We start from the raw sequence: 12,546 nt of genomic DNA on the forward strand, positions 1-12,546 counted from the left end.
ACGGCGTTCACACCTGCTGCTCCGCCTCCCGCTCGGCAGCGTCAATCGCACTGTCGGTGACCCAGAACAAGCCAATGACCAGGCTGAGCGCCAACACACCCATGACCGCGAAGACCACGCGCAGGCCGAGCAACTCCGCCAGCAGACCGCCGGTGAGCGCACCGAGGGGCATGCCGCCCCAGGCCAGCATCCGGTAACCGCTGTTGACCCGGCCCAGCAACCGGTCGGGGGTGATCCGTTGGCGGAGCGAAATCGTGATCACATTCCAGGTGGCGACCAGAACCCCGCCCCCCAGATAGACCGCGCCCACCACGAACGGGTTGGCGCTCAACGCCGGCACACCGACAACTACCGCGGCGACGACGACTGCCACGCCGAGGGTGGCGGAGCGACCCAGCCGTCGCTCAATCGCCCCCGCGACCAACGAGCCGAGCACAATGCCGACGGCCAGGGTCGCGAGCAGCAGCCCGTACCCCGACTCGGTGAGCCCCATCGCCGATTCGGGACCGACCGCGTAGAGCGGCAGCACCGCGACAACCGCGCTCATCGTGAAGTTGCTGACCCCCACCATCACCGCCATGGTGCGCAGCAGTTGGTGTCGCCAGAGGAACCGGAGGCCCTCCGCGATGTCCCGACGCAGGCTGCTCGGCGCGTCCCGTTCGACCCGGAACCGGCCGCGGATGAGGAGTAACGCCGCGACCGCGACCGCCCACAGCCCCGCCGGCCCCGCCACCGCCACCGCCACGCTCGCGGAGACCAGGAACCCCGCCAGGGGTGGGCCAACGAACTGGTTGGCCGTCAGCTCGACCGCGTGCAGTCGCCCGTTGGCGCGCGGCAGCGCGTCCCGCGACACCACCTGCGGCAGGATCGACTGGGCCGAGGTGTCATAGAGCGTCTCGGCGACGCCGGCGCCGAACGCCACCGCGTAGAGCAGCCAGATCGACGCCGCATCCAGGGCCGCGGCCAGCGCCATCACCCCGAACAACACCGCACGCACCGCGTTGGCGGCCGCCATCACCCGGCGGCGGTCCCACCGGTCGGCCAACGCGCCGGCCGGCAGCGCGAAGAACAGCCACGGCAGGCTGAACGCCATCGCCACCCCGGCCACCCGCATCGGTGAATCCGTCAAGCTGACCGCGACCAGCGGCAGCGCAAGTTTGACGATCCCGTCGGCGAGGTTCGACGCCGCGGACGCGGACCACAGCTGCCAGAACGGGGTGCCCAGCTTCTCGGCATCCCGACGCCGAGCAGCCAGGTGGCCCGCTGGGCCCGGCGTTCTCCGGTCATCCGTACGGGGAGGATCGCCAATCGTCACCCGGGGATGTTCTCAGAACGGCCACCTGGCTCGCTGCCCCCAACCAGGCGGGAGATCGACCACCGACGCACGGTGTGCGAAGCCGGCCTACTCGAAGGTCACCCGCAGTTGACGCAGCAGGCCACCGTAGTCCTCGTCGTCGTCTCCGATGAAGATCGGAAGTGAGCCGGCGACCAGTCCCACGCCTTCGATTTTGAGGCCCGAGCTGCGCGCCAGTTGCTGGGGTGGCTCGACCGGACGCAGCCGCACGCCGCTGCGTCCCTCCTCCCGGACCGTCGCCGCGCGATACACCGCGCTGTCAAAGGGGCCGAGGTCACCCGGGTCGTACGCGGACGAGACGTAGACGTTGCCCCACCGGTCGATGTCCATGCCCGAGGCGGGTCGTCCATCCGGTGGTTCGGGTGCCGTGAAGGGAACCGAGGTCCACCGCCGACCGAACTGGATCTCGCCGTCCTCGGACACCTTCAGGCGAGTCATGTGGATGAAGGTGGTGTCCCGACCCTCCGCCCGCTCGGCGTAGACGAAGTAGTCCTCTCCGCGGATCGTCGCCACGGCCGTCGCCTCGACGTTCACCAGCGGCTCGGGCGTCTCGGGCCACGGCACCGCGCTCACGATCTCGACGTTGAGGTCCCGGTCCCACCGGGCGAGATAGATCGTGGGGTTGGGGTCGACACCGTCGGCGTTGCTCTCCGCCAGCAGGGCCGCGTTCCGGCCGGGCAGGCGGGCGATGCTTTCGAGATCATTCGGCACCCCACGACCGGGGAAGTCGACATCGAGTTCGTCAACGATGATGCCGTTCGGGTCGACGGGCGTCCGCACGATCGAGAGTCGCGGCAGGTCGCGCTCCGCATCGTTGTCCCGGGTGTCGTGGCAGACCAGGAAGACCTCCTGCACCACCCCGTCGCTCTCCTCGGTGGTGAGCCAGGCGATGCCGCTGAACTCGCGGGGTGCCCGGATCTCGAGCCGCTCGGTCGAGGAAGCGTCAACCGCCTCCCGGGCCGGTGGGCTGTCCGCCCCGGGTTGGCGCTGCGCCAGACTCGGTGTGGCGGGCGCGAGCAGGCTCAGTCCGGTGGCGACCGGCAGCAGCCCGCAGGCGATGAACCGACGGCGAATCATTCGTCCCCCTCAAGCGGCGGGCACGACCGCCGGACCCGCCAGGGACAAAAGTAGAATCATTCTCGCCTTCTTGCGGGCCGTTCCTCCCCCGTTACCACCAAGGTGTCGGCTCACTGGCCCGCTGCGAGTTCCCGCAGGTCTGCCGCGCTCACCTCATGGGCGTCCGGACCCGGATCCCCCCACTGATCCCGCTTCGCGAGCAGTTGTGCGGCGAGTTCCTGCGCGCCCACCAAGGCGTGGTACTCCGCCGAGCCACATTGGATAGCGTTCGCGAGCGGCACCTCGGTGGCGTCCTCGATGGAGCGCAGGCCGGCGGCGATGACCTCAGCCAGGTCGTCGAAGCTCCACGGGCCCACCGTCCAGACGTACAAGCCGGTCATGCAGCCCATCGGCGCGACGTTCATGATCGTAGGGTGATGTTGCCGTACGTAGGTGCCGAGAAAGTGTTCAAGTGTGTGCATGACCGGGCCCGGCACCTGGGACGCGTTCGGCTGCGCCACCCGGAAGTCCCAGAGCGCGACCGGCTGGCTCGTGCCGGGCACCGTCTGCTCGTTGACGATCCGCAGGTAGGGCGGCACCACGTACCGATGATCCAAATCGTGTGACTGCGGCATAGCCAGGACTCCTAGGTCACTCCCAAGGCGGACTCGCCCTCAGCCTAGGAGGAATGCGCGCTCATGCTGCCCGCTTCCGGTCAAGCCGGTCGCCGCTCCGGACCACCTCCGAAATCAAACTGGCCATGTCGGTGGCGCTGCCAACGGGAAGAGCCGGGCTGGCCGCCGCGCCGGTCAGCTCCGTCAGCACCGGCGCCAGCTCGGCAGCGGTCGTGACATAGGTGGTGAGCCCCGCCTCGGCGAGCAGCTCCGCGTTGGCCCGACCATGCCCAGAAATCGGCCGATAGGTGACGGTGGGTAGCCCACCGGCCAGCGACTGCTGAAAGGTGAGCCCGCCGGCGTTCTCCACCACCACATCAACCGCCCGCATCAGGGTGGGCATGTCCTCGACCCAGCCCAGGACGTGTCCGGGAAAGGCACTCAGGCGCTGGCGCAGCCGGACGTTGCGCCCACACGCTACGACGGGGGTGACGCAGCCGGCGGCGAGCACATCCCGAGCGGTACGGGCCACGTCGCCCACCCCCCAGGAGCCGGCGACGATCAAGGCCAGCCGCTCCTGCTCGGGCAGGCCGAAACGGGCCCGAGCCGTACGCTGGCAGGCCGTCGCCGACGCGGCGAACTCGGCGGAGATCAGCGGATCGACCACCCGGACGTCAGCGGCCCCACGCGCCGCCGCCTGCCGCTGTGTCCCGTCGTGAACGACGCAGTAGGTGTCGACCCCCGGCGAGATCCAGATCGGGTGGACGACGAAATCCGTGACGTAGCTGAGCACCGGCACGGTGAGCTGCCCCGTGCCGCGCATCGGGCCGAGTAGCTGGTTGGCGAATGGGTGTGTCGTCACCACCAGGCAGGTGTCCGCCGATATCCGCGACAGCATCCGCGGTACGGCCGCCCGCAGCGCGGCCCGGAACGCCCGGACCATCGACGACGACCGGTCGGTGAACCGGAAGAGCGCGTCGTAGCTCCAGGGAAACCGCTGGAGCATGGTGCGGTAGCCCTCCCGGACGAGCCGGTGCAGCGGCCGGGGCAGGGCCGCGAAGAAGTTGAGCTGCTCCACGACGACTCCATCGCCGGCGAGCCGGGCGGCGAGTTCGGCCGCGGCGGCGTCGTGGCCCGCGCCGATGTCGGCGGAGACGACCAGGATCCGCAGCTGGCCCTGGCGGCCGTCGAGGTCGTCGCGACCGGCACCAATCGGGGACGTACCGCCGCGCGGACCTCTCCCGCCCGGCCGTGGCTTCACCGGCTGCGGTTACCCACCCGGTACGTCGCCATGCCCCGGTCGTGCCCGGACCGGTGTGCGCCACGCCCCGGGCTCCCGGGCCGCCTCGGTCTCCTCGTGTGCGCCGAGCGTCCCGATGGTCAGCTCCCGCTCCTGGGCCCAGCTCACGAGGCGAGGCAGGACAGCCAGGGCACCTCGCCAGGCACCCGGGCTGGACGCATGATCCGAATCATGTAGCAACAGCGTGCCGCCACCGTCGAGATCCTTCACGATGGTTGCCCAGATCGACGCCGGAGACCGTGTCACGTCCCAGTCGCGTCCCCAGGCGGTCCAGAGGCGGGGGGTCAGGCCCAGCCGCCGGCAAGCCAGCAGCGCCGGCAGCGTCAGTACCCCGTATGGCGGCCGGTACCACAACGGCTCGGCTCCGGTGACCGCCGCGACGGTATCCCGAGCGCGGGCAATATCAGCGTAGGTCGCGGCAGGTGATCGGCACAGCAGGTTCCGGTGCTCCCATCCGTGCACCGCGAGCTCATGCCCGGCCGCCGCCATTTCCCGACCGAGTCCCGGATCACGGTCGAGCAGCGTGCCGAGCAGAAAGAACGTCGCCCGCAGCTCGGCATGCTCCAACGCCCGCAGAAACCGGGTGGTGGAGGCACGGCGTGGCCCGTCGTCGAAGGTCAACGCGATCCGGCTGGCCGCACCCACCCCCGCCAGCCGGGGCCAATACCGGCGCCGCAGCGCTCCGCTGGCGGTGACCACCGGCAGCGCGTGCACCACCGCCCCGCCCGCGGCGACGGCGGCCGTCCCCGCCAACCAACGCCGAAGTTCGGGCCCCCCGACCCGGACGCCACCTGCCACGACGCCACCTGCCACGGCGTTCCGATACCCGCTTCGGACCCCGCTACCCGCTTCGGAACGGAGCACGGCTTTCGTCTGGGCGGCCTTGCGGTGATCGTCGTAGGCGGGCCAGCCAGCCGTCGGCCCAGTCGAGATGCGGGCAACCCTTGTTCGCGCACCGGGGGCAGGTCCGCCCTCCCCAGTGGCTACGGATGATCATTTCGATTCCGCGAAACACCAGGTCCAGGTCCAGGTCTCCCGACTCGAAGGCGCTGGATGTGGGGTGGTCGGGTTCCGCCCGCCAGCACCAGTCGACAAACCTCTCCCTGAGGTCCGGCCTGGTGCCGTTGAGCCGGGATAGCTGATCAGATGCCTCGGCCAAAAGCTTGCCCTGGTGGGCCAGCAGGGCGGACCTCCTGCCGCGATACTCATCCAACAACGCGAGCCGGGCGGGCTGGCAGGGCCAGTCGGCGCCGCAGGCCCGGCACCGCCAGAGCGGGCGCATGGGGTCGTGTGCCTTTCTCACCACGACCGGCTCCCACGCGTGTCGTGGTCACGTAGGCAGCGCTTGAGGTCACCACACCGGGGGCACCAACTACCCGAACGGCTCTTGGTCACCAGGCCCAGGACCACGCCAACGGCGAGCCCAACGACGACGGCAATAGCAGCGACAACCATCGATGCCATCTCAGTCTCGCCTGTCGGCGCTTCGGGCAGGCGGCTGGTGCGCGGTCACCAGCGGCCTCCGTTGGCTCGCCACTGCTGCGCCGGGGTGAGCCAACCGACGCGGCCTACCTGCGGGTTGGCGACGGTGGGCTGAGTCATCCACGCGGGCAGGTTGGCTGGTCGTTTCGGGTGGAAGGCACTAGCGCACGCCGCGTACGGGGTGGTGGGACCGGTGGCGTCCAACGGTGCGGGGCGGCGGCAGCGGCGAAATAGCCAGCGAACCATGGTCTGTTCCCCTCTCAGATCAGGCAAAGACCGGGAGTACGAGGTATCGCACTAGCTCCCGAGGGGTTCGGTTCGATTGCGCATGGTGACCGAACTTCACTCGACTATCGCAGTGATACTCTCGCCACACAAGTATCACGACCGCTTTTTGTTCCACTGGCCCCGCGCTGCTGCTCTGCTGGCCCCCAGCGCCGACGGTGCGGTCTCAGGCTGAGACACTGTGGGTGTGGCCAGGGATTACGAGGAGAGGAACATGCCCACTCCAGCCCCAGCAGCTGGCCCGACCGTGGTCCGCCGCCAACTCGGCCGGCAACTGCGCCGGCTACGCGACACCACCCGCGCATCGGTTGACGAGGTAGTCGCGCATCGGCGACTCGGCATCAGTCGAGCGAAGTTGTTCAAGATGGAGGCCGGACGACACCCGGTCAAACCCCAAGATGTCGCGGTGCTGTGTGCGCACTACCAGGCATCGGCGGACGAAACCGAGCAGCTGACCGCGCTCGCATTGGCGACGGGCGGTCAGAGCTGGTGGCACGTCTACGGCGACGATGTCCCGGAGTGGTTCAGCCTCTACTTGGAGATCGAGCCCGCTGCGGCCATGATCCGGACCTACGAGTCCGAACTGATCCCGGGCCTGTTGCAGACACCCGAGTACGCGCGCGCCGTCTACCAGGCGCGCAACCCCGATGACAGCGACTACGAAATCGAAAGTCGTGTCGCGCTAAGGATCAATCGCCAGGCGATCCTCACGCGGGCCGACCCTCAACCACCAGCCTTGCATGTCGTACTCAACGAGGCGGCGGTGCGGCGCGAGGTCGGCGGGTCGGATGTGATGGCTGAGCAAATCACCAGGCTGCGTCAGGTGGCAACCCGGCCCAACACCACCGTCTCGGTCCTACCGCTCGCAGGTGGCGCGCACGCCGCGATGGAGTCCGCGTTCGTGATCCTAGACTTTCCGGACCCTGCGGAGGACCCGTCAGTTGTATATCTCGACTCGCCCAGCTCCGCCGCGTACCTGCAAAAGGGCGTCGAGATTGCCCGGTACGAAACGATATTCAGGCTTGTCTGCTGCCAAGCCGTTCCGATCCTGGAGTATCAGCCATGACTCAGCTCCGCGAATACCGTAAAAGCACCCGATCTGGGGGCTCCGGTGGCAATTGTGTCGAATGGGCGCACACTGCCCATACGGTCTACATTCGGGATAGCAAAGACCCGGCTGGGCCGGAGCTGGCCGCCACCTACTCCGAGTGGGAAGACCTCATCCGGGCGGTGGGGACAGGCCACGAGCACCCATGGGTCATCCAACTACCCAGCGGCGTCCAGGTCTGCAAGGACGGGCAGGAGCTGCGGTTCACCCCGGCCGAGTGGACCGCGTTCCGCGCAGGGATCAACGATGGAGAATGTGCACCGGTAGGCGTATAGACCTGGTCGCGCTGGTGTTCGATCCGGAGGCGTGGCAGGCGTTCGTTACGCACGCCCGGCGCTGACAAGCACTTGAGCCCCCCGGTGCTGGCGCGCTGGGGGGGCTTGAGCATGCCCGGTCCTCGACGTCAGGTATCACCTCCAGACAGCCGATAACGGCTTCGAACCCGGCCGTGCTCGGCTGGTGAGCGGGCCGCGAACACCCGTTCGTGAGCACGGTCATCGGCCTCGGTCGACCCTGAAAGGTCAAACCGGTTGACGGCACGGTCAAAATTCGGAGGTGCGTGCCTTCCAGGAACTGGTTGACGAGGCAGCAGCGGCGGACGTGTCCGGGTGGAGCTTCGACTGGCTTGACGGCCGGGCGACCGAGCAGCGACCGCCCTGGCGCTACTCACGTCTGCTCGCGTCCCGGCTACCCCACTCCCCCGCGGCACTGGATATCGACACCGGCGGTGGTGAGGTCCTCGCCGAGCTGCCCCGGCTGGCGCCCCGAATGGTGGTCACCGAGGGCTGGCCACCGAACGTGGAACGCGCCCGAGCACTGCTACAGCCCCGCGGCGTCGCGGTCGTCGCGGTAGGACCGGGACGATCGTTGCCCTTTGCCGATGCCAGCTTCCCGCTGGTGACCAGCCGCCACCCCGTCCGCCCCGACTGGTCCGAGATCGCCCGGGTGCTCCAGGACGGCGGCAGCTACCTCGCCCAGCATGTCGGGCCCGCCTCCGCGTTCGAACTCATCGAGTACTTTCGCGGCCCCGTGCCCCACGAGCGTTTCGCTCGTGACCCACACCGGGAGGTCGCCGCCGCGCGGCGCGCCGGGCTGGAGATCGTGGAGCTGCGCACCGCCCGCTGCCGGATGGAGTTCTTCGACATCGGCGCGGTCGTCTACACCCTGCGCAAGTGCGCCTGGTGGGTGCCCGACTTCACCGTGGAGCGGCACCGCGCCCGACTCGAACGGCTCGACGCCCACATCCGCGCCCACGGCGCATTCGTCGCGCGCTCCACCAGGACCCTGATCGAGGCCAGCCGCGCACCCCGCCGAAGGGCCCAAAAATGATCGGAGCCAAGATCGGCGCCGGACGGGAGGCGGACGTACACAGGTGGTGCGACGACGCGGTCATCAAGCTGTACCGGCCCGGGCTGCTCGGACACCGCGCCGAGGCGAGAGCACTGACCGCGCTGGCCGGGCCCGGCATCGCTCCGAAACTTGCCCACACGGTGGAGTGGAACGGACGCGTCGGCCTGGTGCTGGAACGCCTGGACGGGGTGGACATGCTCACCCAGTTGCAGCGACAGCCGTGGCGGATGCCCGGTTTGGCCCGTACGCTGGCCGCCACCCACCTCGCCGTACACCAGGTGTCGGCCCCCGCCGACCTCCCCGAACTCCGCTCGGTCCTGGCCGCCCGCATCACCGACGCCACCATGCCGACGCGGCTCCGGGACCACACGCTGCGGCTACTCGAAGACCTACCCGACGGGGACCGTCTCTGCCACGGGGACTACCACCCCGGCAACCTGATGCTCACCGATGGTCGAGCCGCGGTCATCGACTGGCCCAACGCGACGCGCGGCGCCCCAGCAGCCGACCATGCCCGGACGAAGCTGCTTCTGCGCTACTCCGCTCCGCTACCGGAGACATCGCGGGTGGCTCGTACGCTGATCAGCAGCAGCCGGTCCGTGTTCGCCCGCCGCTACACCCGCGCCTACCGGGCCGGCTCGGTGCGGCCGCCACCGCAGTCGGGATCCTGGCTGGCGGTACAGGCCGCGGCTCGCCTCGCGGAAGGCGTCGCGGCCGAACGAGCCACCCTCATCGCACTTCTTGAGCGCCGCTACCACCAGCCCGGGCGGTAACGGGCCGGCCTCCCCCGCGGTTTCGGTGGCACGGCCCGCCCGCCCCGGTAGGCGGGCTGCCCCGGCGCAAACCTCAGTCAGGGACGCGGGACGGCGTGGCGGGGCTGCCGAAACGGGCGAGGTAGTGCCAGACGCGCTTGAGATCCTGCGGGTGGTAGCAACCGGTACGAACGGCGTCCCCGATGATGCGTGGGGTGAGGTACCCCTGGACGGCGAGAGCGGCACCGAGTTCCACGTAGCGCGGGCCACGGTACTCCGGATGCCGACGGAGCTCGGCTACGGAGAGCCGGAATCCCGGATGCCACTCCAGCCGGCAGGGCAGGCGACGGGCTGCACTCTCGACGTCGGTGCCGCGATAGCAGGAATCCAGTACGAGGGCCTCGACATCACGGTCCAGCCGGACCGCACCGTGCACCTGCGCCTCGACGTAGTCGTCCAGTTCGTCCCGCTGGTCGGCGTGAGCCAGGTCGACCAGCGACATGCGTTCGGCCACGCCGAACATGGTTGGCTCGAGGTGGCTGTCCGGGTAGCAGAAGGTCGCCCGGTTGAGCGTGGACGCCGTCAGCCGCAGGTGAGCTGAGCCGAATCGGGGTGCGGCACCGACCGGTTTACGGCGGGAGTTCAGCCCACCGTAAACCGGCCGATGCTGGACGGGTATAGCGTCGTAGGCGCCGCCGAACATCCGCTGTTCCCAGCGCCACCGGTCACCACCGGGATGGGCGGTGAGCCCACCGTTGCTGGTGCCGGTGACAAACTGAGATAGGTAAACCCCGTCCGCCACCATCCTGCCGAGGATAGGGCTGTCAGCGACCATCCGGTCAGGATGAAAGTTCAGCGTGATCCGCAGAGACGCGTCGACCGGGGGCCCCGCGGACCGGGTTGCCACGTAGCGCAAAGCCTGCGAACAGGCAGAGTGCAGGTTAGCTTCCGAAAACACCCTTTCATCCACCCGTCCATTGTCCGGTTGGTCGCTGGTGCGGCCTACCCCTTTACGCACACCACCTGCTTGAGGTGCGCGACCACCTCGACCAGATCGGTCTGCTGCTCCAGCACGGCCTCGATGTCCTTGTACGCGCCGGGAATCTCGTCCACGACCCCAGCGTCCTTGCGGCACTCCACCCCGGCGGTCTGCGCCGCCAGATCATCGGTGGTGAAGCTCCGCTTGGCCTGCCCCCGGGACATCCGCCGGCCCGCGCCGTGCGACGCGGAGCAGTACGCCGCCTCGTTGCCCTTACCCCGCACGATGTAGGAACCGGTCCCCATCGATCCGGGGATGATGCCCAGCTCTCCCGCCCCGGCCCGGATGGCGCCCTTGCGGGTCACCAACACCTCCACACCGTCGTAGGTCTCCTCGGCGACATAGTTGTGGTGGCAGCTGATCGGCTCGTCGTAGCTCACCTGCGGGAACCGGTCCCGGACCACGGTGCAGAGCAGCGCGAGCATGACCGCACGGTTACGCCGCGCGTACTCCTGCGCCCACCACAGGTCCCGCCGGTAGGCGTCCATCTCCGCCGTCCCGGCGAGGAAGACCGCCAGATCACGGTCGGGCAGGGCGGCGTTGTGCGGCAGCCTCCGGGCGATGGCCATGTGCCGCTCCGCCAGCTCCTTGCCGATGTTCCGGGAGCCGGAGTGCAGCATCAACCACACCCGGCCCGCATCGACACCACCCTGCTCCAGGCAGACCTCGATGAAGTGGTTTCCGCCGCCGAGGGTTCCCATCTGGTTCATCGCTCGGCCTTCCAGCCGGGCGACCCCGGCGTGCAGGTCGGTGAAGCGCCGCCAGAAGTCGTCCCATCCCGCCTGCGCCAGCCCCCAGATCCGACGCGGGTTCACCGCCTTCTTGCGCTGGGCGAAGCCGACCGGAATCGCGTCCTCGATGGCGTGCCGCAGCCCCGCGAGGTCGTCCGGCAGGTCAGCCGCGGTCAGCGAGGTCCGAACCGCCGACATGCCGCAGCCGATGTCGACGCCAACCGCGGCCGGCGAGACGGCCTGCCGCATCGCGATGACCGAGCCGACGGTGGCGCCCTTACCGAAATGCACGTCGGGCATCACGGCGACGCCCTGCACCCAGGGCAGGGTGCCGATGTTGCGGAGCTGCTGAGCGGCCTGCGGTTCGATGCTGTACGGGTCGGTCCACACCCGAACCGGAGCCCGGGTGGCGGGCAGCACGGCGTACGTCATGATCTGCACTTCCTGATGGTTTGCGTTGCACAGGTCTACCGAACACCGGGGTGCGCCCTCGTGCTCGGCCACAACGGTCTCGACCTCGTCAGCCCAGTATCGCGAAGACGACCGTCGAGATCACCGGATTATTGGGGCTCAACCTGTCTGGCGACCAGTGCCGATCCGACGAGGCCGGATGTCACCACACTGACCACCGAGTTCAGGTGGTGACGACTATCCACCGGCAACAGCAACTGGCTACATCCTGCGACAATGCGCTCATGGAATCACCTGTCATCAGTACGGTGGACCGGAGCCTCCGATGGTGGAGTGCGCTGCGACTCGCCCTGGTCCTACTGTGGCTGGTGGCGGCGGTCGCCGCCTGGTGGACGACTCCCCGAGAGCAGAGCTACGAAAAGGCGTATGCCGATGCCGCTGCCGGCCGCGTGACGGCCTTTCAGTGGGGCGACCACTGGAACAGCACCGACGCGGGACGTTGGTTCGAAACTCCCGGTCTGCGACAGAGCTCCAGCCAGCGCGGGTCATACTTCGCGTGGAAAACCTCCGATGGTCGGTGGTACTGGACCGACACCACCACTTTCACGCAGGTGGAGGTACCCATCGACGATGACGGCTACTCCGGGCCTGGAGCCGCCGGCATCGCGCGGCAGCTACGCGCCGCCGGGATCGAGCAGCGAGGCGGCATCCTGCCCCAGGGGGCATCCATCACGGCCGGGATAACCTTCCTTCTCGCCGTGGTCATTCTTGGCGTCGTGATCGCCGGTCCACCGCCACGCCGGGGCACTCGATGGTTCTGGTTTTGGCTGATCTACCTAACACCGCTGGGTCTCGGCTTGTTGTTCTGGTTGGTCCGGGAGCATCCGTGGGCACGTTCGGCCCCTCATGCCGCCCCCTCCGGCAGCGGCGAACGGCGAGACCGCGGCGCTCTCGGCTTCGCGATCGGCCTAATCCTGGCAATCTTGCACATCGCCGTCGTCTCGATCCTGCATAAAGCCCTCGGCGACTGGTGGGTGCCGCGGCCCGGCGTCTAGCGCTTGACT

At 68.9% G+C, this 12,546-nt stretch carries 13 protein-coding genes; 5 read left to right on the forward strand and 8 right to left on the reverse strand.

Annotation, left to right across the window (positions count from 1 at the left end; all coding sequences use genetic code 11):
* Positions 1-7 precede the first annotated feature (7 nt).
* The 6 genes from B118_RS0120580 to B118_RS30840 all read right to left on the reverse strand — a co-directional run bounded on the left by B118_RS0120580 (position 8) and on the right by B118_RS30840 (position 5,606).
* On the reverse strand, positions 8-1,315 hold the full coding sequence (locus B118_RS0120580; protein WP_018813085.1) for an MFS transporter: 1,308 nt from the start codon (positions 1,313-1,315) through the stop codon (positions 8-10).
* An 87-nt stretch (positions 1,316-1,402) separates the two neighbouring features.
* On the reverse strand, positions 1,403-2,431 hold the full coding sequence (locus tag B118_RS0120585) for a hypothetical protein (protein ID WP_018813084.1): 1,029 nt from the start codon (positions 2,429-2,431) through the stop codon (positions 1,403-1,405).
* A 110-nt stretch (positions 2,432-2,541) separates the two neighbouring features.
* On the reverse strand, positions 2,542-3,045 hold the full coding sequence (locus tag B118_RS0120590) for an S-ribosylhomocysteine lyase (RefSeq protein ID WP_018221310.1): 504 nt from the start codon (positions 3,043-3,045) through the stop codon (positions 2,542-2,544).
* 61 nt (positions 3,046-3,106) lie between these two features.
* Positions 3,107-4,285: a UDP-N-acetylglucosamine--LPS N-acetylglucosamine transferase gene (locus tag B118_RS0120595; RefSeq protein ID WP_018221311.1), complete on the reverse strand. Its 1,179-nt coding sequence runs from the start codon at positions 4,283-4,285 to the stop codon at positions 3,107-3,109.
* 9 nt (positions 4,286-4,294) lie between these two features.
* Positions 4,295-5,122 carry a polysaccharide deacetylase family protein gene (locus tag B118_RS0120600; RefSeq protein ID WP_028185536.1) on the reverse strand — a complete coding sequence of 276 codons (828 nt, stop codon included), beginning with the start codon at positions 5,120-5,122 and terminating at the stop codon, positions 4,295-4,297.
* A gap of 43 nt (positions 5,123-5,165) precedes the next feature.
* Entirely contained in the window at positions 5,166-5,606 is a 441-nt protein-coding gene (locus B118_RS30840; RefSeq protein ID WP_080678112.1) for a flavin reductase, read from the reverse strand.
* A gap of 666 nt (positions 5,607-6,272) precedes the next feature.
* Here B118_RS30840 and B118_RS0120620 point away from each other — a divergent pair.
* From B118_RS0120620 to B118_RS0120630, 4 genes are all read left to right on the forward strand, one after another.
* Positions 6,273-7,157, forward strand: a complete 885-nt coding sequence (locus B118_RS0120620) for a helix-turn-helix domain-containing protein (protein WP_238324060.1) — start codon at positions 6,273-6,275, stop codon at positions 7,155-7,157.
* Positions 7,154-7,474: a DUF397 domain-containing protein gene (locus B118_RS30850; RefSeq protein WP_080678114.1), complete on the forward strand. Its 321-nt coding sequence runs from the start codon at positions 7,154-7,156 to the stop codon at positions 7,472-7,474. The genes B118_RS0120620 and B118_RS30850 overlap by 4 nt, the downstream gene beginning before the upstream one ends.
* Positions 7,475-7,754: 280 nt before the next feature.
* Complete coding sequence (locus tag B118_RS0120625; RefSeq protein ID WP_028193337.1) at positions 7,755-8,528, forward strand: class I SAM-dependent methyltransferase; 774 nt, start codon at positions 7,755-7,757, stop codon at positions 8,526-8,528.
* A complete protein-coding gene (locus tag B118_RS0120630; RefSeq protein WP_028188793.1) occupies positions 8,525-9,322 on the forward strand; it encodes a phosphotransferase family protein in 798 nt (265 codons plus the stop codon). The genes B118_RS0120625 and B118_RS0120630 overlap by 4 nt, the downstream gene beginning before the upstream one ends.
* 73 nt (positions 9,323-9,395) lie before the next feature.
* On the opposite strand, the gene B118_RS0120635 is transcribed toward B118_RS0120630, so the two are convergent.
* On the reverse strand, positions 9,396-10,106 hold the full coding sequence (locus tag B118_RS0120635; protein WP_238324063.1) for a DUF3626 domain-containing protein: 711 nt from the start codon (positions 10,104-10,106) through the stop codon (positions 9,396-9,398).
* A gap of 197 nt (positions 10,107-10,303) precedes the next feature.
* Complete coding sequence (locus tag B118_RS0120640; RefSeq protein WP_026185454.1) at positions 10,304-11,503, reverse strand: RtcB family protein; 1,200 nt, start codon at positions 11,501-11,503, stop codon at positions 10,304-10,306.
* Between the two features lie 263 nt (positions 11,504-11,766).
* Between B118_RS0120640 and B118_RS0120645 the strand changes: the two genes are divergently transcribed.
* Entirely contained in the window at positions 11,767-12,537 is a 771-nt protein-coding gene (locus tag B118_RS0120645) for a hypothetical protein (protein ID WP_028193339.1), read from the forward strand.
* Positions 12,538-12,546 lie beyond the last annotated feature (9 nt).

This window comes from Salinispora pacifica CNR114, from assembly GCF_000514775.1.
Classification (GTDB): Bacteria; Actinomycetota; Actinomycetes; order Mycobacteriales; family Micromonosporaceae; genus Micromonospora; species Micromonospora pacifica.